Raw genomic sequence first — 21,132 nt, 5'->3', positions numbered from 1 at the left:
AGCGGCGGGGGGCGGCCATCAGGTCTCCTGCCACACCAGCAGCCGCCGTTCGAGGAGGTTGAAGATCCAGTTCACGACGATGGCGATGACCATCAGTTCCACCAGGATCGCGAAGACGGTGTTGATCTGGTACGAGGAGGAGTACAGGACGATGTCCTGGCCCAGGCCGCCGGTGGCGGCCACCATCTCCGAGGCCACCACGCCGAGCAGGGCGTAGGTGAAGGTCAGGCGCAGGCCGGCGAACATCGTGGGCACCGCCGAGGGCAGCACGACCTTCCACAGCAGGGCGGCGCGTTTCAGGCCGACCACGCGTGCCATGGTCATCAGGTCGGCGTCGACCGACCACACGGCCGAACGGGCGTTCTCGGCGAGGATGAAGAAGACGATGCTGACGGCGAGGACGACCTTGGAGGTCATGGTCAGGCCGAACCAGGCGATGAACAGGGGGGCCAGCGCGATGCGGGGCACGCTGTTGATCGGGGCCAGGAAAGGGCCGAAGATCGAGTTCACGACGGGGCTGAGGCCGAGGATGAGTCCGGCGAGGGTGCCGGAGGCCGCGCCGATGACGAAGGAGAGCCCGACGGCGGCGCCGGTGGCCTCCAGGGAGGCGAGGCTGCGTTCCGACGGCAGGTACTCCACCATCGCCGTCCACACTCCGCTGGGCATGCCGAACAGGGTCGGGTCCACCCACTCCCTGCGGGAGGCGGTCTCCCACAGGATGAGGAAGGCGATGCAGATGAGTGTCCGGGCGGTGATGGCGAACGGCCGGGTCTGCCAGAACCTGGGGCGTCTGGCCGACTTCTTCGCCGGCGTGCTCTCGGTCGCGGGTGGCGGTGTCGGCCGGGTGGTCTCGGTGACGGTGGTCATGGTGCGTCTGTTTCCCCTCAGTTGGCGGCGTCCGGTCCCCGGTCGCCGATGGCGCCCTCAAGCCGTTCGAACAGACCGTGGGTGGTGTCCTGGAACTCCTTGGTGAACTGCAGTTCGCCGAGGAGTTCGGCGCGCGGCCGCGGCAGGTCGATGACACGGTCCTCGGCGACGCGGCCGGGGTGGGGCAGCATGACGATCACCCGGTCGGCGAGGAGGACCGCCTCCTGGAGGTCGTGGGTGACGAAGATGACGGTCTTGCGCCGGTCTCCGGTCTGGTTGTGCTCCCAGATCCGCAGGAACTCCGCTTGCAGGGTGAGCTTGGTGCGGGCGTCCAGTGCGGCGAAGGGCTCGTCCATCAGCAGCAGTGACGGGTCGGGAGCCAGGGTGCGGGCCAGTGCCACCCGCTGGCGCATGCCCTGGGACAGTTGCAGCCGGTACTGGGACTCGCGGCCTTTGAGGCCGACCAGTTCCAGCATCTCCTCGGCTCGTTCGCGGCGCTCCCTGCGTCCCCAGCCGCGGGTCTCCAGGGGCAGTTCCACGTTCTTGCGGGCGGTGCGCCACGGCAGCAGGGCGTCGCGGGCGAACATGTAGCCGATGTCCATGTTGGGCAGCTGCGGGGGCCTGCCGTCGAGGCGGACCTCGCCGTGGGTGGGTTCCACCAGTCCGGCGAGCATGTTGAGCATCGTCGTCTTGCCGCAGCCGCTGGCGCCGACCAGCGCGACGAACTGGCCTGCCTGGATGTCGACGTTGACGTCCTGCAGGGCCACCAGTTCCCGGTTGGCGGCGGCGGAGCCGTCGCCGCCTCTGCCGGAGAGGCGGAACACCTGCCGGACGTCGCGGAACGAGATCAGCGGGGCTGTCCTGGCGGTGGGGGCGGGGTCGGTCTGCGCGACCGCCCCGCTCTCAGTCCTGGATGTCAATGGTGTCTCCTTCGGAATCTGCGGGACCGAGGGATTCCGCGTGACGGACCGCGTCCCAGTGACTCGTCGAGCGACCAGGATCACAGGAGAAAAATCTCACGTTCAACGAGAAATATCAATACTGGTCGGGAGTGAACGGACGAGCCACCGGAGACGGGCGTGTCGGGCGGCTCCGTACGGACACCGCCCGGCACCGGAGCCGGCCCGCGCCGCTCAGCCGTCGGTCCCGCCCAGTTCACAGGCGATCAGGTAGGCGAGGGTGAGGCCGCGGCTCAGCGCGAACCCGCTGTTGTAGCCACTGCCCGAGGAGGTCAGGGCGGTGACCGAACCAGCGGCGTACAGCCCCGGGATCGGCCGTCCCGACTCGTCGAGCACGTGGCCGTCCCCGTCGGTGTGCACCCCGCTCGATCCGATGCCGGTGCCCAGGAAGCGCAGCCGCATACCGTGGAAGGGCGGCTCCACCACGGTCCCCAGCACCGGGTTGGGCCGGTGTTTTGGGTCGCCGTAGAAGCGGAGGACGTAGTCGAGGCCGCCCCGGCCGAAGTCCGGGTCCTCCCCCCGCGCGGCGTACCCGTTGAACCGCTCCACCGTCTGCTCCAGCTGCTCCCCGTCGACCCCCAGGGCCGCACCGAGCTCCCGCAGGGTGGGCGCGGAGGTGACCACGCCGGGCGGGTACTCGCCGCCGGGCGGCACCGTGCCCAGCCCGTACTTGCGGCGGTGCTGCTCGTCCCAGACCAGGAAGAAGGGCAGGTGCCGGTCCTCGGGGTCCAGGGCCCGGGCGACGATGTCGACCCAGTAGGAGTCGTTGCAGAAGCGCCGCCCCGACCGGTCCACGATGAGGGTGTGGGGCTTGGCGAACTCCGGACCGTAGGCGTAGCCGGCGCCGTCGCCCGCCTCCCAGCCGGGCAGCATGGGCACGCTGGTGGGCGGGATCCGCACGACGCCCGCGCCGACGGAGCGTGCCAGCCGGATGCCCTGCCCGCGCAGACTGCGCGGGGCGATGCTGCCGAAGTCCTCCGGCCCCAGGTCGAGCAGCTCACGCACCAGGTCGGGGTCCCAGTCGTAGGTGCTGGTGGCCAGCACCACGTCTCCGCGGGCCTCGACCGGGCCGTCCGGCCCCTGCGCGCGTACCCCGACCACCCGGCCCGCCCCGTCGGTCAGCAGCTCGGTCACCGGATGGGAGGTGCGGATCACCACGGACCGCTCCTGCAGCACCCGGGCCAGGAAGCTGGCCACCACACCGGTGCCGAAGGTCAGCGGGTCGGCCCCGTCCCGCGCCGCCCCCTCCCGTTCCTCGGGGGCGCGGGTCAGGCCGAAGCCCTGGGTCTCCTCGTCGCCGGAGCGGTTCTCCTCGCTGTCGGACCCGCTGACCCGCCGTCCCCGGACGAACATCTCGGCGTAGGTGGTGCCCACCGGGAAGTACGGGCTGACCCGCAGCCGGTCCCGCCACTCCCCCAGCACGCTGCCGTCGATCACCTCGTTGGTCAGGTAGCGTCCGGCGCCCAGTGCGCCGTCGGCCTCGGCGTGGTAGTCGGCCAGACCGGGGATGATCGTCCACCGGATGGCGCCGACCTCCTCCCAGTAGCGCATGGCCTGCGGCGCCACGGTCAACCAGCGGCGCATGGCCTCCTCGTCGAGGACCTCCGGGGCGGCGCGCGCGATGTCGCGCACGTAGCGCTCCGTCAACTCCAGGCTGTCCTCGACGCCCTCCCGTTCCTCGACGTGGTTGGCGCCGACCCAGACCTGTCCGCCGGAGTAGGCCGCCGCCCCGCCGACCAGTTCGGCGGCCTCGAAGACGGTGACCCGGCAGCCGCGCAGCGCGGCCCCCAGGGCTGTCGCCAGACCGGACAGTCCCGCCCCGACCACGACGACCCGGCGGTCGTGGGATGAGTCGCTCACAGGAGCCTCCTCGTTTCGCTGATCGTTCGAGAGTTGTCTTGCTGCGGCCCGCTGCGCCTGCCGGGCCGCGGCGGTCGGGCCGGTCAGCCCTGCGGGACGACCACCAGGGAGTCGAAGGTGGGCCTGGGGTCGGCCTCGGCGATTCCCAGTTCGACGTAGGTGTCGAAGGTCCGGGTCAGCGTCTCCTCGTCGAGTTCGGTGGAGAAGTCGTCGTAGACCTGCTCCAGGACGAGTTCGGCGACCTGGGGGCTGACCCCGGTGTCGGCGGCCAGCGCCGAGACGGTGGTCTGCGTGTTGGCTCCGTCGCGGATGAACCCGAGGGCCTCGTCCACGGCGTCGCAGAACGCCGCGGCGGTCTCGGGACGCTCCTCGACGAACTCGGTGGGCGCCACCCAGCCGCTGCCGTAGAGGTCCCGGTAGGCCCGGGGGCCGTCCGGCAGGTACACCAGCGGCTTGCCGGAGCCGGCGTCCAGGGCGTACTGGGTGCCCGTCGGGTTGATCTGGATGACGTCGACGCTGTTGTTCTCCAGTGCGGCCAGCGCGGTGGTGCTGCCCGCGCCGACGTTGACGTAGGTGACGTCCTCCACTCCGGCCTCGGCCAGCGCCTCGGCGAAGAGCAGCTGCACCCCCGAGCCCACGGGGGTCTGGATGCCGATCTTCTTGCCCTCCAGGGCCTGGAGCACCTCCTGCCAGGTGGCGCCGTCCTCGATGGAGGGCAGGTCGCTGTCGGGGGCGGCCATCAGCGTGGTCTGGATGACGTCGATGCCGCCGCAGAAGAAGACGCCCTCGTTGCCGGCCTGCCAGCCCTGGACCAGGGTGGTGACGCTGACCTGGCCGACGTCGGACTCGGTGGCCTCCAGGCCCTGCATGCCCTGCAGGTTGGTCGGCTGCTCGACGATCTCCAGTTCGATGCCCCGCTCCTCGAACATGCCCTCCTGCGCGGCGATGACCACCGGCAGCCGGTAGGCCTGGGAGGGGAACATCATCACGCGGACGTGCTCGGTCCCGGCGTCGGCCGAGCGGTCCGCCTCCTGGCCGCCGCAGGCGGTGGCGGCCAGGCAGAGCGTCAGCACGGCGGCCGATGCGGCGCGGACTCGGAAGTGTCTGGGCTGGTGCATGGCGAACCTCCTGTGTGCCGGGCGCGGTCCGGCTCCGGTCCGGTCTCTTCGCCGTGGCGGTCCGGGACCGGGGTTTCGGGGACTGGCGAAGCGGCTGCCTCGTGTGGTGCGCGTACTCGGTCGGCGCGGGTGCGGAAGGGATGTCAGGGGGACGGGCGGGACAGCACCGCGGGGTTGCCCCGTGTCCAGGTCTCGACCAGGCGGCGCTCGCGGATGCGCCATCCGTCGGGGGTGCGGACGAAGCGGTCGACGTAGGTGCCGGCGACGACGAACTGGCTGCCGTCGGGCAGTCCGCCGCGGACGTGCTGGGCGATCAGGTAGGTGCGGCCCCGGGCGCCGTCGGCGCCGTCGGGCTCCACCAGTGAGGTGCCGATGAAGTGCTGGCTGGCGTCCAGCGGCTCCAGGGAGGAGCGCACCACCGCGACGATGGCGGGAAGGCCCTGCGGTTGCCCGGCTCTGCCGTAGCGGGCTGTGGCGTCGGGGGTGAAGACCTGTTCGAGCAGTTCCCAGTCGCGGCTGTCCAGGGCGACGCAGTAGCGGGCCAGTACGTCCGCGATGTCCAGGCGGTCCTGGACGGACAGGGTCTCCATGGGGTTTCCCTCCGGGGTCGGCTCGTGTGCCGGTTGGGGGTCGGCGCGGGCCGTTCCCGGCCGCAAGGCGCCGTGTTCGGTGTGTCCTTTGGTGGCGGCTCGCGTCGGCCCGCTGCGGCTCCCCGGGGAGCGGTGCTCCCCGGGGCCGGCCGCCGGGGCGCGCCGGTCACCCCTGGCGGGGGTCGTCGACCAGGACCTCGTAGGACGGTTCGGGCTCGGGTTCGAAGATGCCCAGGTCGACGTAGGCGTCGAAGGTGGTCTGGAGCCGTTCCCGGTCCAGTTCGGTGGAGAAGTCGTCGTAGGCCTGGTCGAGCACCAGTTCGGCGACGGACCGGGTGATTCCGGTGTCCTCCACCAGCGTGTCCAGGGCTGTCTCCCGGTTGGCGGGGTCGCGGATGAACTCCAGGGCCTCGTCGATGACGTCGCAGAACGCCGCGGCGGTCTCGGGACGCTCCTCGACGAACTCGGGCGGGGCCACCCAGCCGCTGCCGTAGTAGTCCCGGTAGGTGGTGGGGCCCTCCGACATGTAGAGCAGCGGCTTGCCGGAGCCGGCGTCCAGGACGTGCTGGGTGCCCGGCGGCGTGAACTGGGCGACGTCGACGCTGCCGTTGTCGATCGCCGCGATGGCCGCCGCGCTTCCCCCGCCCAGGTTGACGTAGGTGACCTCCTCCACCCCGGCCTCGGCCAGCGCGGCGGCGAGGATCAGCTGCAGGCCGGAGCCGACCGGGGTCTGGATGCCGATCTTCTTGCCCTCCAGGGCCTGCAGCACCTCCTGCCAGGGGGCGCCGTCCTCAGTGGAGGGCAGGTCGCTGTCGGCGGGGGCCACCAGCATGGTCTGCAGCACGCTGATGCCACCGCAGAAGAAGACGCCGGGGTCGCCCGCCTGGAAGCCCTGGCCGAGGGTGCCCACGGTCACGATGCCGATGTCGGAGTCGGTGGCCTGCAGCCCCTGCATGCCCTGCAGGTTGGCGGGCTGCTCGGTGAACTCCAGTTCGATGCCCCGCTCCTCGAACATGCCCTCCTGCGCGGCGAGCACGACGGGCAGCCGGTAGGACTGCCCCGGGAACATCATCACGCGGACGGTCTCGGTCCCCGAGGAGTCCGCCGCTTCCTGGGTGCCGCAGGCCGTGGCGCCCAGGGTGATCGCCAGCAGGACGGCCGAGGCGGCTGCGGCGCGGGAGTGTCTGGGTGTGCGCATGGTGAACCTCCACTGGTCAGGCCCCGCAATACAACCCCGTATGACGGTGATTCTTTCACGTTAAACGGAAGATAGGAATTCCTTGCGGAGAAGTTTTCCGGGGAGAACAGGACGGTGGGCGGCTTCCCAGGGGAAGAAACCGCCCACCGTGCCCGCGCGGTGCCGCAGAGTCACGGCACCGGCGTGTGGCTGGTCCCGGACGCGGCCGTCAGTGCAGGCTCCAGCCGCCGTCGACCGGCAGGGTGATGCCGGTGATGTAGGAGCCGGCGTCGGAGGCCAGCAGCAGCAGCGCCCCGTACAGCTCCCGGGTCTCGCCGATGCGTCCCATCGGGGTGCGGGCCAGGACCTTCTTCGTCCCCACCTCCGACTCCAGCAGGGGGTCGGTCAGCTCGGAGGAGAAGAAACTGGGCGCCAGGGCGTTGACCCGGATGCCGTACCGGGCCGACCACTGCATGGCCAGGTCCCGGGTCATGCCGTTCATCCCGGCCTTGGAGGAGGAGTAGGCCACCTGGGGGATGTCGCTGCCGCTGATGCCCAGCACCGAGGAGACGTTGACGATCGAGCCGCCGTGCTTGGCCCTGATGCAGGCGCGTCCGAAGGCCTGCGCCATGTAGTAGGCGCCGACCAGGTTGATCCCCAGGACCCGGTTGAAGTCCTCGGGGTCCTCCCTGTGCGCCGGGGCGGCGTGGCCGACCCCCGCGTTGTTCACCAGGACGTGGACGTCGCCGAGCTGCTCGACCGCGGTGGCGATCAGGGCCTCGCAGTCCTCCAGCCTGGACACGTCGGTCCGCACCGCGATGCAGCGCCGCCCCATCGCGGTGATCTTGTCCCTGACCTCCTCAAGGCGGTCGATGCGACGCGCCGCCAGGACCACGTCGGCGCCCGCGTCGGCCAGCGCCTCGGCGAAGCCGACCCCCAGTCCGGAGGAGGCTCCCGTGACGACGGCGACCCTGCCGTCGAGTCTGAACTGATCCAGCACGCTCATGGGTGTTCTCGCACTCTCTTCACCGGGGCCGGGGGTCACTCACCGCGGAAGACGGGCTCGCGGCGCTCCTCGAACGCCTTGCGTCCCTCGGCGACGTCGGCCGAGGCGAAGATCGCGGGCATGAGGTTCTCGCCCTCGCGGTAGTGGCCGCCCGCGGCCTTGTTGAGGGTCCACTTGGTGGCGGCGACGGCGAGCGGGGCGCGCTTGGCCATCCGGATCGCCAGGTCGGTGTACTCCTGCACCAGGGAGTCGTGCGGGACGACCTTGTTGACGAACCCGAACTCCTGGGCCTCCTGGGCGGAGAGGTCGTCGGAGGTGTAGGCCATCCAGGCGATCCTGCGCCGCCCGATCATGTCGATGCCGCGGGTGATGGTGACCGCGGGGACGAGCCCGTGGTTCATCTCGCGCAGCCCGAAGCGCGCCTTCTCGGAGGCCAGGACCAGGTCGCAGGCGAGCGCGATCTCGGTGCCGAAGCCGAAGGCGTAACCGTTGACCGCGGCGATGACCACCTTGCTCAGCCGTTCGACGGCCTCGAAGGGGGCGTGGGCCAGCCGGATGAACTTGCGGCAGTTGCCCATGCTGTCGAAGGTCATGCCGCCGAGGTCGGCGCCGGCGGAGAAGGCCCTGCCGGCGCCCCCGGTGAGGACGACGGCGCGGACCTGGTCGTCGTCCTCGAAGGAGCTGACGGTCTCGGCCAGCTCGCCGAAGAGCGTCGGACTGCCGGCGTTGAGGACGTCGGGCCGGTGCAGGGTGATCACCGCGTACCGGTCCGCCGGGTACTTCTCGACGTAGAGGGTCTCCTTGTCCACGCGTTCCATGTCGGCCACGACAGGCACTCCTTTTTTCTAGTTTTACGTTGAACGTCAAGCATAAGAGATGATGGTGGCCAATACCAGTCCCACGGACCGGGGCGTGTGCTCAGAGCGCCTCGACGACGGTGGCGTTGGCCATCCCCCCGCCCTCGCACATCGTCTGCAGGCCGTAACGGCCCCCGGTGCGGCGCAGACCGTGCACCAGGGTCGCCATCAGCTTCGCGCCGGTCGCCCCCAGCGGGTGGCCCAGGGCGATGGCCCCGCCCAGGGGGTTGGTCCGCCCGGGGTCGACGCCCAGCTCCTTCAACCAGGCCAGGACCACGGACGCGAACGCCTCGTTGATCTCGTAGTGGTCGATGTCGTCGATGCCCAGCCCGGCCCTCTTCAGCGCCTGCCGGGTCGCCGGGATGGGGGCGCTCAGCATCAGGATCGGGTCGGCTCCGGTGACGGTCATGGTGTGCACCCGGGCCAGCGGGGTCAGTCCGCGGCGGCGCACCGCGGCTTCGGAGGCGATGAGCAGGGCCGCGGCTCCGTCGGAGACCTGGCTGGACACCGCGGCGGTGAGCCGACCGCCCTCGGACAGGGTCTTCAGCCCGGCCATCTTCTCCAGGGAGGTGTCGGGACGCGGCCCCTCGTCCGCGGTGACCGCGCCGTAGGGCACGATCTCCTCGTCGAAGGCCCCCGACTCCTGGGCGGCGATCGCCCGCTGGTGGCTGCTCAGCGCGTACTCCTCCATGTCCCGGCGGCTGATGCCCCACTTCTCGGCGATCAGCTCGGCGCCGCGGAACTGGGAGACCTCCTGGTCGCCGTAGCGGGCGGTCCAGCCGGGGCTGCCGTAGGGGGCGCCCATGCCCTGCTGCGCGCCGACGATCGCGGGGCTGGAGATGGGGACCAGGCTCATCACCTCCACGCCTCCGGCCACGACCAGGTCCTGGACTCCCGCCATCACGGCCTGGGCCGCGAAGTGGACGGCCTGCTGGGAGGAGCCGCACTGGCGGTCGACGGTGGTGCCCGGAACGTGTTCGGGCAGGCCCGCGGCCAGCCAGGCGGTGCGGGCGATGTTGGTCGACTGCGCGCCGAGTTGGTCGACGCAGCCGAGGATGACGTCGTCGACCTCGCCGGGGTCGACGCCGGCGCGCTCGACCGCGGCCTTGATGACGTGCCCGGCGAGGTCGGCCGGGTGGACCTGGCTCAGACCGCCCTTCCGGCGCCCCACGGGGGTGCGGACAGCGCTGACGATGTATGCCTCTGCCATTGCTCTCTCGTTTCAGGGGACGGGGGTCATGGTGACGACCGTGCGGCCGATCGACCGCCGGTCGGCGAGGAACTCGTGCGCGGCGGCCGCCTCGGCGGCGGGGAAGACCCGGCCGACCACGGGGACCGCCTTCCGGTCGGCGAACAGCCGCAGGACCCGCTCGACGGAGGGGCGGACCAGCTCGGGGTGGCGCTCCAGCCACACCCCGAGGGTGAATCCGGACACCGAGACGCCCAGTTCGAACAGGGTGTGCAGGCGGAACCGGCCACTGCTGCGGCCGCTGCTGGCCCCCACACTCACCAGGCGCCCCCCGGGACTGAGGCAGTCCAGGCTGCGCCCCAGGACGTCGCCGCCCACCGACTCCAGCACCAGCGGCACGCCCCGGCCTCCGGTGACCTCGCGGACCACCTCCGCGAAGTCGGTGGTGGTGTAGTTGACCACCACGTCCGCCCCCCAGGAGCGGACCCGCTCGACCTTGGCGTCGGAGCCCGCGGTGGCGATGATCCGGCCCGCCCCGTAGGCGCGGCACAGCTGCACGCAGGCCGACCCGTAGGCCCCGGCGGCGGCGTGGACCAGCACGTCCTCGCCTCGGGCCAGGCGCCCCATGGTGACGATCGCCGCGTCCGCGGTGAGGTAGGGGCCCGCGGCGCCCGCGGCCTGGACGTCGCTGAGTGCCTCGGGGACCGGGTAGAGCTGGTCGGCGGGGGCGGCGACGTACTCGGCCGCGGCGCCGCCCCGGGGGATCACCCCGAACACGCGGGTGCCGACCGCCGGTTCCGCCACACCCGGCCCCAGCGCCGCCACCACCCCGGTGAGGTCGTGGCCGGTGACGTAGGGCGGGGCCGGAGCGCCCGGGTAGCGCCCGGAGCGCTCCAGCAGGTCGGCCCAGTTGACGGCGAAGGCGCTGACCCGGACCAGCACCTCGCCCGGCCCGGGCTCCGGTACGGGGACCTCGTCCCAGCTCAGCACCTCGGGTCCGCCGTGCCGGGCGAAACGCAGTCCCTTCATGACGCGGCCGCTCATGCCTCGGAGATCCCCGCCGGGATGTCCTCGATGATGCGGTCGTGGTACTCGGAGATGCCGTAGCCGGTCATCCCCTGGAAGTCCAGTTCCACCAGGTACTCGGCCAGCCGGGCGATCTCGCCGTCGCGGCGGTTGCGCAGCGGGACGAGGTGGAAGACCTTCCCGGCGGCGTCCACCCGCTCCCCCGCCTCGGTCCACATGGCGACCCGCATCGAGGTGGCGTAGTAGGGCGCACCGCCGTACTCGCTCTTCACCTCGACCCTGGTGACCCGCTCCATCACGCCGTCGCGCAGCACCATGCCGTGGCCGGGCGACTGGGTGTCGCCGATCTTCTGGGTCCAGGCGACGAACCCGTTGCGGTCGTCGACCATGCAGGAGATCCACCGCCAGTACTGCGGGCCCTGCCACACCCGCGGTCCCCAGGAGTGGTCGCGGAAGCCCTGGCCGCTGACCTCGCGCCGCTCGCCGTCGACCTCCACCCAGCCGCGCACGGAGCAGGGGCCCTGGTAGTGGCCCACGGCGATGCTGTCCTCGGCGCCCTCGATCCCGGACCCCTCGCCGAGCCCGTAGACCGGGATGACGTTCTCGTAGTGCAGTTCCAGCGAGACCGGGACGACCGGGCTGGTGGTGAAGGCCTGCTTGGGGTTCTCCAGGTCCCGGCCCGAGTCCAGCAGGTAGGCGGTGCCGTCGAAGGTGACCCGCATCCGCTTCAGCGGTTCGACGACCTCGAACTTCAGGCCCGCGGCCTCGAACTTGTCGTTGCTGTCGATCGGCGCCCGGTCGAAGCGGATGGCCGCTTTGCCGCCGGGCAGGTAGATCAGGACGGTGACCTCGGCGTGGCCCTCGTTGACCCGGTTGCCCATCCGGATGAGGACGGCGAAGCCGGAGCCGCCGTCCACGAAGTTGTAGTAGGCCGACTCGTTGAACTGCGGGTGGTCGGTCGGCTCGTGCATGTACTCGTCGCGGGGGAGGATCGGTGCGTTGCCCATGTCTTGATTTCACCCTTAACGTTACAAGTAAGCAATACCCCTGCTGATAATTTTTACGTTACACGTTACATCTCTGGAGTGGTCCATGGGGCGGGACAACCGAAACGCAGCGGTCGGTGGGACGGGGACGAGACTGGGCCTGATGCTGGCCGGGGGCGGCGGGATCACCGTCGCCGACATGGCGGGCCTGGCCGCACGGGCGGAGGAGGCGGGCTGCGCCGGCGTCTACCTGGCCGAGGCCTGGCGCTCCGGGTTCGTCGCCCTGGCGGCGATGGCCGGACGCACCGAGCGGATCAGCCTGGGCCCCTACGTCCTCAACGCCCACGCGCGCACCCCGATGATCGCCGGGATGAGCGCGGTGGACCTCGACGAACTCTCCGGGGGCCGCCTGGTCCTCGGCGTGGGCAGCGGCAACCGGGTGACCAACGAGAGCTACCAGGGGGTGCCCGTCACCCGGCCGCTGCGCAAGATGCGGGAGTACGTCGAACTGCTGCGGCTGGTCACCTCGGCGAGGCGCGGCGACCGGGTGGACTACGCGGGCGAGGTCCACCGGATGTCGGGCTGGCGCTGCCAGGTCGACCCGGTCCGCGACTCCGTCCCCATCGTGCTCGCCGCCACCTCGCCCCGGATGACCCGGCTGGCTGCCGCCGTGGCCGACGGCATCGGACTGGGCAGCCTGCAGTCGGCCGAGTACGTGGCCCGGATCGCGGCCGAGTGCCGGGCGGCGGCGGCCCGGGAGGACTTCACCGTGCTCATGGCCGCCCTGGTCGCCGTGGACTCCGACACCGAGCGGGCCCGCGAGGCGGCGCGCGCGGCCGTGGTCAACCTCTACGCCGGCAAGCCCCACCCCCACTACGACGCCCTGCTGCGCAGCCAGGGGTACGAGCCCGTCGCCGAGGAGGTGGACGGCGCGGTCCGCCGGGGCGACCTGGCGGCCGCCCGGCGGGCGGTCACCGACGAGGTCGTCGACCGGCTGACGGTGGCGGGCACCCCGCACGAGTGCGCCCGGCGGCTCCGCGAGTACTCGGACGTGGACGAGATCCTGCTGGTCAACGTGGGCGGGATGCGCTACGAGGCGGGCCCGGCCGAGCACGATGCCCGCCGCGCTCTGCTGGCCTCCTATGAGCCGCTGCTGGAACTGGCGGCGGCGGTGTAGCCCCGCCGGGGCGGGCGCGCTCAGCGGCGGTCGAGGCCGCACTGCTCGGTGACCCGGTGGCCGTTCGCCGCCGCCCAGAAGCGGTCCTGCAGCACGGCGCGCACCGCGGGCCGGGCGAAGAAGTCCTCGGCCCACTCCCGCTGGTCGAAGTAGCACTCCAGGAACGCCTGACGACGGGTGTCGGGCAGCATCCGGGGCAGGGGCCGCTGTCCGGGTTCGTCGACCGGCGCCGTCTCCTGCTCCCCCAGGACGTGGTTGACCAGGACCTGGCGGATCCCGAAGGCGGAGGAGGCCTCCTCGGCCAGCACGGCCAGTCCGGCCGCCAGGTGCTCGCGGGCCTCCCGCGGGTCCGTGCCGTCGCGGCGGTCGAACTCGAAGAGGTACTTCTCCAGCGCGGTCTGCCCGTCCAGCCGGTCCAGCAGGACCTCCTCGTCCACCTGGAAGGAGCGCAGTTCACGCAGGAAGAGGCGGTGGTCGGCCACGATGGCCTCGCGGAGTTCCTCGGTGGGCTCCAGGCCGCGGCCCGGCCGGAAGCGCAGCACCACGTAGCGGAAGGCGCTCGGCGGTCGCTCCCAGCCGCCGAGCAGGTCGTACCCGGCCTCCGCCCGGTTGGTGTGGTAGCTGACCACCTGGTCCATGCCGCGCAGGAAGTGCCGGGCGAAGCGGGTGTGCACCCGCAGGTAGTAGGCGTCGGCCTGCTCCGCCGTCACGGTGGAGGCGGGGTGGAAGTGGGAGAGGGTCTTCGCCCAGCGGCCGCCTCCCCTCCGGGCGGTCCCCTCCCCCCGCTCCGTACGGTCGCCGTCCCGCTCCGTCGCTGTCGTCTGCCCCATGCACTTATCTGACCATTGACGTGATAGGTAAAACAAGAGACGATGACAGAGCTTAACCCTTTACGTTAGATTCATAGGACGGGGAGCTGTGCTCCCGGCCGGAAGGGGTGCTTGTGCGACCGTCACCGGAGGAGCTGCTGGACAGTCTCCGCCTCTCCCTCAACGAGACCCTGCTGCCCAAGGTCGAGGACCGCTGGGCCCGCTACGTCGGCACCGCGATGGACCTCGTCCTGCAGCACCTGAAGCTGCGCCTCGCCCACGAGGGCGACGTGCTGGCCGAGGACGACGCCGACATGCTCGCCGTCCTGGCCTCCCTCGGCACCCGCGCCGCCGCACTGGCCGAACAGGACACCGCGGGGACGGCCCCCCGGTGGGAGGAGCTGGCCGGACTGGTCGGCGCAGCGCGTACCGCCGAGGCCGGCGAGCACGGCGCCACGGCCCGCAACGAGGAACTGCGCGGGGTGGTCGTCGCGGTGATGCGCTGGCTGGACGAGGCGGACGGTGCCGACCCCGCGGTGGAGGAGATGAGAGACGAGGTGTACAGGTTGGTACGACGGCAGGTCGATCGGACCAGACCCCTGGTGGAACCGCTGTTCATGTCGTTTCGGCCGGTGGCGTCATGAGCGCCGCGGACCGGAAGGCGACCGGCCTCGACCGCGGCCGCGTCGGCGCCTACCTGAAGGAGCGCCTGGCCGCCGACACCCTGGAGGTCACCCAGCTCAGGCGCAACGTCGGCGGCATGTCCCGGGAGACCTGGTTCGTCGAGGTCTCCGGCACGCGCGGCACCACCCCGTTCACCGACGCCCTGACCTTCCGGGTGGACCACCCGGAGGGCTCGGTGGTCCCGGTCGACCTGGAGCGGGAGTACCGCGTCTTCGCCGCGCTCACCCCCACCGAGGTGCCGGTCGCCGAGGCGCTGTGGTACGAGACGGACGAGTCCCTGATCGGGCGGGCCCCGTTCTACGTGCGCCGCACGGTGCCCGGCTCGGCGTCGGCGGGGAAGCTGTTCGCCCCCGACAACGCGGAGGCCCGCCGCCGCATCGGCCGCCACCTGGCCGAGCGGCTGGCCGCCGTGCACACCCTGGACTGGCGTGCCGCCGGCCTGGGCGAGTTCATGGCGGTCCCCGAGCGGCCCGAGGACTGCGCCCTGCTGGAACTGGCCCACTACGAGCAGGCCTACCGCGCCGCCGACCCCGAACCCATGCCCGTGGTGGAGGCGCTGTTCTCCTGGCTGAAGCGGAACGTGCCCACCGAGGTCGAACGGGTCAGCCTGGTCTGGGGCGACGTGGGCGTGGGCAACTTCATCTACCGGGGGGACCGGGTGGTGGCCCTCACCGACTGGGAGCAGGCCCACCTGGGCGACCCCATGAAGGACTGGGCCTCGGCCCTGTGGCGGGGCGCGGACGCCCTGCTGCCCCGGGAGGAGATGTTCGAGGCCTACGAGAAGGCGGGCGGGCCCCGCATCGACGAGGAGCGCATCCACTACTACTCGGTCTTCATCGACGCCGAGTACGTCTGCACGTCCTTCCCCCTGCTGAGCGAGTTCGGCCCGCAGGGGGTGCGCGACGCCACCTTCGCCCGCCTCGGCATGGGCGTGCCCTACATGTGCATGGACCACGGCCTCGGCGCCATCGGCTACTGACCCCGACCCCAGGAGTTCCCGTGTCCCTGGAGACCTCGCTCACCGACCAGGTGGGCCTCATCGAACTGAACCGCCCCGACCGGATGAACGCGCTGACCGTCGACCTGGTCTGCGCCCTGGGCACCGAGGCGGCCGCCCTGGTGGACCGGGGCGCCCGCGCCCTGGTGCTGGCCGGGCGCGGTCCGGCGTTCTGTGCCGGGGCCGACCTGTCCCTGGTGGACCGGGCGCTGGCCGAGGAGCCCGCCCCGGTCCTCACTCCCCTGGTCGAGGAGCTGCACCGCTCCCTCAAACGGCTCCGCGGCCTGCCCGTGCCGCTGGTCGCCGCCGTGGAGGGGCCCGCGGTGGGCGCCGGCATGGGGCTCGCCCTCTGCGCCGACCTGCGGGTCCTCGGCGAGGGCGCCCGCCTGGTCCCCGGCTACCTGGGCATCGGCTCCTCCCCCGACGGCGGGGTGTCGTACTTCCTGACCCGGATGGTCGGCTCGGCCCGGGCCCTGTCCCTGCTGCTGCGCAACCAGCCGCTCGGCGCGGCCGAGGCCGCGTCCCTGGGGCTGGCGGAACCGCCCGTGCCCGACGGTTCGGCGCTCCGGTCCGCCCTGGAGCTCGCCCGGTCGCTGGCCTCGGCTCCCCCGCTGGCCCTGCTGCGGGTGCGGGAACTGGTCGACCGGGCGACCACGCTGGGGCTGGCGGAGCAGTTGGACCTGGAGCAGGAGCGGGTCACCGAGTTGTGGAAGACGCACGACTTCGGTGAGGGGGTGCGGGCCTTCCTGCAGCGGCGCACCCCCGCGTTCCGCGGCGACTGACCGGCCGCCGCTCCCCCGTGGTCGGGGCCGTGGCCTCCCGGGAGGCCACGGCCCCGACCACGGGGGAGCGAACCCACCGGAGGGTGCCGCCGCCCCGTGCGGTCGCGACGGGGCGGCGGCACCCTCCGGTCACTTCGCCAGTTGGGCGCGGAGCCGGTGCTTGAGCACCTTGCCGGTGACGTTGCGGGGCAGTTCCGCCAGCCGCACCCAGCGGCGGGGGACCTTGTAGCCGGCCAGCCGCTGCCGGGCCCAGGCGTCCAGTTCGGCGTCGGAGGGCGCCTGCCCCGCCAGGACGGCGGTGACCACCTGGCCCCACTTCGGGTCGGGCAGGCCCACCACGGCCACGTCGGCGACGTCCGGGTGCTCGATGAGCGCCGCCTCCACCTCGCGGGGGTAGACGTTCTCCCCGCCGGTGATGATCATGTCGTTGCGCCGGTCGGTGATGTGCAGGTAGCCGCGGCTGTCGCGGTAGCCCATGTCCCCGGTGTGGAACCAGCCGCCGCGCAGCGCCTCCGCGGTGGCCTCGGGCCGGTTCCAGTACCGCAGCATCACCGAGGGGCCCCGGCAGACGATCTCGCCGACCTCTCCGGGGGGCAGCGTCCGGTCCTCCTCGTCGACCACCCTCACCTCCAGGCCGATCGCCTCGGTGCCTCCCGAGGCCAGCTTCTCGGTGTCGGCCGGGTCGTGGTCGGCGGGGCGCAGGATGGTCTGCCCTCCGGTCTCGGTCATGCCGTACTGCTGGTGGAAGCCGCAGCCGAAGCGTTCCAGGGCGCGCCGCAGCGGCCCCGGTTCGATGGCCGAACCACCGTAGACGACCAACCGCAGCGCCGACAGGTCGACCCGGTCGATGGCGGGGCTGTCCAGCAGCATGGTGATGGTCGTGGGGACCAGCACCGTGGTGGTGACGCGCTCCCGTTCCATGGTGCGCAGCGCCTGCTCCGGCTCGAACTCCGGAAGCATCACCACGGTGCCTCCCACCGCGGTGTGGGCGTAGGCGAGGAAAGCGGCGATGTGGAACATCGGCAGGCTGGCCTGGTGCACGTCGGTCGCGCCCGTCTGCAGTTCGACCGCGTTGGTCATCACCCGCGCGGTGAAGCCGAGACGGTCGACGACCGCTCCCTTGGGCAGGCCGGTGGTTCCCGAGGTGTAGAGGAGGGTGGCGGGCAGTTCGGGGTCGTCGGGGTCGGCGCCGGGGTCGGCGGCGGCCTCGCGCAGCGCGGTGTCGTAGGAGGGCAGGTCCCGCGGCGTCCCCAGGGCCAGCACGTGGGGGATGCCGGTCGTGGCGGCCAGGGAGGCGGCCCGCCGCTCCTCGGCGCGTCCGGCGATGAGCAGGCCGGGCGCGCAGTCGGAGAGGATGAAGCCCAGTTCCCGCTCGGTGAGTCGGACGTTCAGCGGGACCAGGGCGAACCCCGAACGCAGGCAGGCCGCCTGGATCTCCAGGTACTCCAGTTCGTTGGCGGCCAGCAGGGCCACCCGGTCGCCGGGGCGCAGTCCCCGGGCGCGCAGGACCGAGCCCAGCCGCCCCACCCGGTCGTCCAGTTCCCGAAAGGTGATCCGCCGGTCGCCCTCGACCACGGCGGCCTTGGAGCCGAACCGGGCCGCCGGTCCGCGGACGAGATCCAGGTAGCGCATCCCACCTCCACGACAGAAATCTAAATCGACATCTTACGTCCACCGTTAAATCACGTTACAGTGCTGGTGTCGGGAACACCAGAGGCGTCTCCCCTCCGCCCGCTAGGAGTCCGTACATGCTGGTCAGCGACATCGTTCGCAACAACGCCCGGTTCTTCGGCGACAAGGAGGCCGTGGTGGTCCCCGGGGGGACCACCCGGACCTGGTCGGACCTGGACACCCGCACCACCAGGTTCGCCAACGCACTGCTCGGCCTCGGCCTGTCCAAAGGAGACCGGATCGCCCTCTTCTCCCCCAACTGCGGCGAGTTCCTCGAATTCTTCTTCGCCACCGCCAAGTCGGGGATCATCGGAGCCGCGGTCAACATCCGCCTGTCCGCCCACGAACTCTCCTCCTACCTCGCCTACGTGGAGCCGGCCGCGGTGCTGGTCCACGCCGACCTGGCGGACAACGCCCGGACGTGGCTGCCGGACGTCCCCTCCGCCAGACACGTCATCGGCTTCGGCGGCGACCACGGCTTCGCCCTCGACCTCGAACAGCTCATCGCGCGCGCCTCCGCCGAGGAGCCCTCCGTGCACGTCGGCGAGGACGACGTCTACCAGCTCGGCGCCACCAGCGGCACCACCGGAATCCCGAAAGCCGCCGTCCTCACCCACCGCAACGCCATCGCGGCCCTGCAGAACTGGCTCGCCGAACTGCCCGTCCCCGAATACGGCACCGCACTGCAGTGCATCCCCATGTTCTTCAACCCCGGAGGCCCCTCGGGGCTGCACCCGGTACTGCTGAAGGGCGGCCGCACCGTGATCCCGCCGGCGTTCGACCCGGCCGAGTTCCCCCGCCTGGTCCAGGAGTACCGGGTCACCAACACCACCATCGTGCCGACGATGGTGCAGATGGTCGTCTCCCAGCCGGACGTGGAGCGGTACGACTTCTCCTCCCTGCGCGGCATCATGTCCGGCGGCTCCCCGTACTCGGCGGGCGTGCTCAAACGCGCCCGCGAGGTCCTCGGCGACGTCCTCTACCCGCTGTACGGCATGGCCGAGAGCTACTCCTGCGGTGCGGTGCTGCGCCCCGAGGACCAGTTCACCGAAGGCACCGAACAGCAGGTCGGCTGGCTCGACTCGATCGGCAGGCCGCTCACCATGATCAACCTGCGCGTGGTCGACCCCGACGGCAACGACGTGCCGCACGACGGCCGGACCTCCGGGGAGATCTGGCTGTCCGGCCCCTCCGTCTCCCCCGGCTACTTCAACATGGCGGAGGAGACCGCCAGGAGCCGCGCGGGAGAGTGGTTCCGGACCGGCGACGTGGCGGTGATCGACTCCGAGGGCTTCGTCACCATCGTGGACCGGCTCAAGGACATGATCATCACCGGCGGCATCAACGTCTTCAGCATCGAGGTCGAACGCGTCCTCCAGGACCACCCCGAGGTGGAGCAGGCCGCCGTCATCGGCGTCCCGCACGAGAAGTGGGGCGAGGCCATCCACGCGGTGGTGCGCCGCCGCGAGGGCTCGACGCTGACCGAGGCGGAACTCGTCGACTTCGCCGCACAGCGCCTGAGCGGCTACAAGAAGCCGCGCTCGGTGGAGTTCGTGGACGCACTGCCGATCAGCGCCACCGGCAAGGTCCTCAAGAAGGAACTGCGCGAACGGCACGTCCGGACCCCGCGGCACCCCGCCAGCTGACCCCGTCCCCGGCCCCAGGAGACCGACATGGATTTCACCCTCAGCGCCGAACACCAGGAGCTGCGCCGGACGCTGCGGGAGTTCTTCACCCGCGAGGCGCCCCTGGAGGAGGTCAACCGCTTCGACCAGGAGGAGGAGTTCAACACCGAGCTGTACCGCAAGGCCGCCGAGATCGGGCTGTGCGGCCTGGCCTTCGGCGAGGAGTACGGGGGCAGCGACGCCGACCAGATCTCCATCTGCATCGCGGTGGAGGAGATCGCCCGCGCCAGCGCCGCCCTCGCCTACGCCTGGCTGCCCACGGCCACGTTCTGCGCCAAGGGCATCGCCCGGTTCGGCACCGAGGAGCAGAAGAGGGAGATCCTGCCGAAGGTCGCGGCGGGAACGGTGCGCATGGCCATGGGCCTGACCGAACCCGACGCCGGCTCCGACCTCGCCCACCTGTCCACCAGGGCCGTGCGCGACGGCAGCGACTTCGTCGTCACCGGGCAGAAGGTGTTCACCACCGGCGCCGACACCGCCGACTACATCTTCGCCTTCGTCCGCACCGACCCCGACGCCTCCCCCTCCCGGGCCCTGTCGGTGCTGCTGATCCCCAGGCAGTCCGAGGGACTGACGATCCGGCCGCTGCGCAAGCTCGCCGGACAGTCCACCCACACCTGCGAGGTGTTCCTCAACGACGTGCGGGTGCCCGAGGAGAACCTGGTCGGCGAACTCGGCCGGGGCACCCGCATCATCGTCGACCTGCTGGACGCCGAACGGATCTACGTGGGCGCCGAGGGCACCGGTCTCGGCCAGGGCGCCCTGGACCTGGCGTTGCAGTACGCCCGGGAGCGGGTCCAGTTCGGCAAGCCGATCATCGAGCACCAGGCCGTCGGGCACATGCTCGCCGACATGGCGATGGACGTGCAGACCGCGCGGCTGATCACCTGGCAGGCGGCCTGGCGGCTGGACCAGGGACTGGACTGCACCCTGGAGGCCTCCATGGCCAAGGTGTACGGCTCCGAGGCGGGCACCCGGTGCGCGGCGCGCGGCATGCAGATCCTGGGCGGCTACAGCTACATGGTCGAGTACGGGATGGAGCGCTACTGGCGCGAGACCAAGCTGTACGAGATCGCCGGCGGGACCAACCAGATCCTGCGCAACATGATCGCCAAGCAGCTGAAGCGGCGGGAGCCGTGGTGACCGGACACGCCTCCGCCGGCCTGCCCCTGGGCGTCGCCCACGACCACGTGGCGGTGGCGGCCCGGCGGATCAGGGACCTCCTGCCGCTGTACCGGGACGTCCTCGGCGGCGCGTTCCACCTGGGCGGCGACAACGCCCGGGTCGGCTACCGCGCCGTCCAGCTGGAGTTCCCCGGCGGGGGCAGGGTGGAGCTGATGGAGCCGCTGCCGGGCTCGACGTTCCTGGACAGCTTCTTCCGCCGCCACCCCCGGGGCGGGGTGCACCACGTCACCCTCACGGTCCCGGAGGACGTGGAGATCTCCCGGGTGGCCGCGGCCCTGGAACACGCCGGCTACCGGGCCCACGGCCTGTCCACCGCCGACCCCGACTGGCACGAGGTCTTCCTCCACCCGGACCAGACCCACGGCACCCTGCTGCAGCTCGCCCGCCGCCGCGGGGGCGCCCACGGCCGCGCCACGGACTACACCCTGGACGACGTCCTGGCGGGCCGGGCGCCCAACGGCTGCGGTGTTCCCAGTCCCTGACCCCGTTCCCGCAGAGGAGTTCCCA

20 protein-coding genes are annotated in these 21,132 nt (G+C 71.6%); 7 read left to right on the top strand and 13 right to left on the bottom strand.

The annotated features are described in order from the left end of the window. Window positions 1-18: 18 nt before the first annotated feature. The 11 genes from FOF52_RS05465 to FOF52_RS05415 all read right to left on the bottom strand — a co-directional run bounded on the left by FOF52_RS05465 (window position 19) and on the right by FOF52_RS05415 (window position 11,656). Window positions 19-867 carry an ABC transporter permease gene (locus FOF52_RS05465; protein WP_248592740.1) on the bottom strand — a complete coding sequence of 283 codons (849 nt, stop codon included), beginning with the start codon at window positions 865-867 and terminating at the stop codon, window positions 19-21. 17 nt (window positions 868-884) lie between these two features. Beyond that, the gene (locus FOF52_RS05460) at window positions 885-1,787 is read right to left on the bottom strand and encodes an ABC transporter ATP-binding protein (RefSeq protein ID WP_248592739.1); all 903 of its coding nucleotides are present in this window, start codon (window positions 1,785-1,787) and stop codon (window positions 885-887) included. A gap of 213 nt (window positions 1,788-2,000) precedes the next feature. Beyond that, a complete protein-coding gene (locus FOF52_RS05455) occupies window positions 2,001-3,686 on the bottom strand; it encodes an FAD-dependent oxidoreductase (protein ID WP_248592738.1) in 1,686 nt (561 codons plus the stop codon). Window positions 3,687-3,769: 83 nt separating this feature from the next. Continuing rightward, the gene (locus tag FOF52_RS05450) at window positions 3,770-4,804 is read right to left on the bottom strand and encodes an ABC transporter substrate-binding protein (RefSeq protein WP_248592737.1); all 1,035 of its coding nucleotides are present in this window, start codon (window positions 4,802-4,804) and stop codon (window positions 3,770-3,772) included. A gap of 143 nt (window positions 4,805-4,947) precedes the next feature. Beyond that, entirely contained in the window at window positions 4,948-5,394 is a 447-nt protein-coding gene (locus tag FOF52_RS05445) for a nuclear transport factor 2 family protein (protein WP_248592736.1), read from the bottom strand. A gap of 166 nt (window positions 5,395-5,560) precedes the next feature. Beyond that, window positions 5,561-6,592 carry an ABC transporter substrate-binding protein gene (locus FOF52_RS05440; protein ID WP_248592735.1) on the bottom strand — a complete coding sequence of 344 codons (1,032 nt, stop codon included), beginning with the start codon at window positions 6,590-6,592 and terminating at the stop codon, window positions 5,561-5,563. Window positions 6,593-6,800: 208 nt separating this feature from the next. Continuing rightward, a complete protein-coding gene (locus FOF52_RS05435) occupies window positions 6,801-7,577 on the bottom strand; it encodes an SDR family NAD(P)-dependent oxidoreductase (RefSeq protein WP_248592734.1) in 777 nt (258 codons plus the stop codon). A 35-nt stretch (window positions 7,578-7,612) separates the two neighbouring features. Beyond that, complete coding sequence (locus FOF52_RS05430) at window positions 7,613-8,395, bottom strand: enoyl-CoA hydratase/isomerase family protein (RefSeq protein ID WP_248593761.1); 783 nt, start codon at window positions 8,393-8,395, stop codon at window positions 7,613-7,615. Window positions 8,396-8,495: 100 nt separating this feature from the next. After that, a complete protein-coding gene (locus FOF52_RS05425) occupies window positions 8,496-9,644 on the bottom strand; it encodes an acetyl-CoA C-acetyltransferase (protein ID WP_248592733.1) in 1,149 nt (382 codons plus the stop codon). A 12-nt stretch (window positions 9,645-9,656) separates the two neighbouring features. Beyond that, window positions 9,657-10,667, bottom strand: coding sequence for a quinone oxidoreductase family protein (locus tag FOF52_RS05420; protein WP_248592732.1), 1,011 nt, complete (start codon window positions 10,665-10,667; stop codon window positions 9,657-9,659). Continuing rightward, complete coding sequence (locus tag FOF52_RS05415) at window positions 10,664-11,656, bottom strand: DUF7064 domain-containing protein (RefSeq protein WP_248592731.1); 993 nt, start codon at window positions 11,654-11,656, stop codon at window positions 10,664-10,666. The genes FOF52_RS05420 and FOF52_RS05415 overlap by 4 nt, the downstream gene beginning before the upstream one ends. A 142-nt stretch (window positions 11,657-11,798) precedes the next feature. Between FOF52_RS05415 and FOF52_RS05410 the strand changes: the two genes are divergently transcribed. After that, on the top strand, window positions 11,799-12,812 hold the full coding sequence (locus FOF52_RS05410; protein WP_248592730.1) for an LLM class flavin-dependent oxidoreductase: 1,014 nt from the start codon (window positions 11,799-11,801) through the stop codon (window positions 12,810-12,812). Window positions 12,813-12,832: 20 nt separating this feature from the next. Here FOF52_RS05410 and FOF52_RS05405 read toward each other — a convergent pair whose 3' ends face one another. Next, window positions 12,833-13,642 carry an FWWh domain-containing protein gene (locus FOF52_RS05405; protein WP_248592729.1) on the bottom strand — a complete coding sequence of 270 codons (810 nt, stop codon included), beginning with the start codon at window positions 13,640-13,642 and terminating at the stop codon, window positions 12,833-12,835. 113 nt (window positions 13,643-13,755) lie between these two features. Between FOF52_RS05405 and FOF52_RS05400 the strand changes: the two genes are divergently transcribed. Genes FOF52_RS05400 through FOF52_RS05390 form a run of 3 tightly spaced genes read left to right on the top strand, consistent with a single transcriptional unit; the run spans window position 13,756 to window position 16,084 of the window. Next, window positions 13,756-14,265 (top strand): hypothetical protein, encoded by a 510-nt coding sequence (locus FOF52_RS05400; protein WP_248592728.1) that lies wholly within the window; start codon window positions 13,756-13,758, stop codon window positions 14,263-14,265. After that, on the top strand, window positions 14,262-15,284 hold the full coding sequence (locus FOF52_RS05395) for a phosphotransferase family protein (protein ID WP_248592727.1): 1,023 nt from the start codon (window positions 14,262-14,264) through the stop codon (window positions 15,282-15,284). The genes FOF52_RS05400 and FOF52_RS05395 overlap by 4 nt, the downstream gene beginning before the upstream one ends. A gap of 20 nt (window positions 15,285-15,304) precedes the next feature. Beyond that, window positions 15,305-16,084: an enoyl-CoA hydratase/isomerase family protein gene (locus FOF52_RS05390; RefSeq protein ID WP_248592726.1), complete on the top strand. Its 780-nt coding sequence runs from the start codon at window positions 15,305-15,307 to the stop codon at window positions 16,082-16,084. A gap of 129 nt (window positions 16,085-16,213) precedes the next feature. Here FOF52_RS05390 and FOF52_RS05385 read toward each other — a convergent pair whose 3' ends face one another. Beyond that, window positions 16,214-17,716 carry a long-chain-fatty-acid--CoA ligase gene (locus FOF52_RS05385; protein WP_248592725.1) on the bottom strand — a complete coding sequence of 501 codons (1,503 nt, stop codon included), beginning with the start codon at window positions 17,714-17,716 and terminating at the stop codon, window positions 16,214-16,216. Window positions 17,717-17,832: 116 nt separating this feature from the next. Here FOF52_RS05385 and FOF52_RS05380 point away from each other — a divergent pair, with 116 nt between their 5' ends. The 3 genes from FOF52_RS05380 to FOF52_RS05370 are packed head-to-tail and all read left to right on the top strand — an operon-like array spanning window position 17,833 to window position 21,107. Beyond that, window positions 17,833-19,401: a class I adenylate-forming enzyme family protein gene (locus tag FOF52_RS05380; protein WP_248592724.1), complete on the top strand. Its 1,569-nt coding sequence runs from the start codon at window positions 17,833-17,835 to the stop codon at window positions 19,399-19,401. A gap of 27 nt (window positions 19,402-19,428) precedes the next feature. After that, the gene (locus FOF52_RS05375) at window positions 19,429-20,583 is read left to right on the top strand and encodes an acyl-CoA dehydrogenase family protein (protein WP_248592723.1); all 1,155 of its coding nucleotides are present in this window, start codon (window positions 19,429-19,431) and stop codon (window positions 20,581-20,583) included. After that, window positions 20,580-21,107: a VOC family protein gene (locus FOF52_RS05370; RefSeq protein ID WP_248592722.1), complete on the top strand. Its 528-nt coding sequence runs from the start codon at window positions 20,580-20,582 to the stop codon at window positions 21,105-21,107. The genes FOF52_RS05375 and FOF52_RS05370 overlap by 4 nt, the downstream gene beginning before the upstream one ends. Window positions 21,108-21,132: the final 25 nt, after the last annotated feature.

It is taken from the genome of Thermobifida alba (assembly GCF_023208015.1).
Taxonomy (GTDB): domain Bacteria; phylum Actinomycetota; class Actinomycetes; order Streptosporangiales; family Streptosporangiaceae; genus Thermobifida; species Thermobifida alba.
Note: the sequence above shows the minus strand (reverse complement) of the source record. Positions and strands in the feature narration are given on the sequence as shown.

What these genes read in the sequence shown, in the direction of transcription:
- FOF52_RS05415 (WP_248592731.1), bottom strand. Translation starts at nt 11,656, where the DNA reads ATGGGCAACGCACCGATCCTCCCCCGCGACGAGTACATGCACGAGCCG.
- FOF52_RS05385 (WP_248592725.1), bottom strand. Translation starts at nt 17,716, where the DNA reads ATGCGCTACCTGGATCTCGTCCGCGGACCGGCGGCCCGGTTCGGCTCC.
- FOF52_RS05440 (WP_248592735.1), bottom strand. Translation starts at nt 6,592, where the DNA reads ATGCGCACACCCAGACACTCCCGCGCCGCAGCCGCCTCGGCCGTCCTG.
- FOF52_RS05430 (WP_248593761.1), bottom strand. Translation starts at nt 8,395, where the DNA reads ATGGAACGCGTGGACAAGGAGACCCTCTACGTCGAGAAGTACCCGGCG.
- FOF52_RS05465 (WP_248592740.1), bottom strand. Translation starts at nt 867, where the DNA reads ATGACCACCGTCACCGAGACCACCCGGCCGACACCGCCACCCGCGACC.
- FOF52_RS05450 (WP_248592737.1), bottom strand. Translation starts at nt 4,804, where the DNA reads ATGCACCAGCCCAGACACTTCCGAGTCCGCGCCGCATCGGCCGCCGTG.
- FOF52_RS05410 (WP_248592730.1), top strand. Translation starts at nt 11,799, where the DNA reads ATGCTGGCCGGGGGCGGCGGGATCACCGTCGCCGACATGGCGGGCCTG.
- FOF52_RS05420 (WP_248592732.1), bottom strand. Translation starts at nt 10,667, where the DNA reads ATGAGCGGCCGCGTCATGAAGGGACTGCGTTTCGCCCGGCACGGCGGA.
- FOF52_RS05435 (WP_248592734.1), bottom strand. Translation starts at nt 7,577, where the DNA reads ATGAGCGTGCTGGATCAGTTCAGACTCGACGGCAGGGTCGCCGTCGTC.
- FOF52_RS05395 (WP_248592727.1), top strand. Translation starts at nt 14,262, where the DNA reads ATGAGCGCCGCGGACCGGAAGGCGACCGGCCTCGACCGCGGCCGCGTC.
- FOF52_RS05405 (WP_248592729.1), bottom strand. Translation starts at nt 13,642, where the DNA reads ATGGGGCAGACGACAGCGACGGAGCGGGACGGCGACCGTACGGAGCGG.
- FOF52_RS05425 (WP_248592733.1), bottom strand. Translation starts at nt 9,644, where the DNA reads ATGGCAGAGGCATACATCGTCAGCGCTGTCCGCACCCCCGTGGGGCGC.
- FOF52_RS05445 (WP_248592736.1), bottom strand. Translation starts at nt 5,394, where the DNA reads ATGGAGACCCTGTCCGTCCAGGACCGCCTGGACATCGCGGACGTACTG.
- FOF52_RS05380 (WP_248592724.1), top strand. Translation starts at nt 17,833, where the DNA reads ATGCTGGTCAGCGACATCGTTCGCAACAACGCCCGGTTCTTCGGCGAC.
- FOF52_RS05375 (WP_248592723.1), top strand. Translation starts at nt 19,429, where the DNA reads ATGGATTTCACCCTCAGCGCCGAACACCAGGAGCTGCGCCGGACGCTG.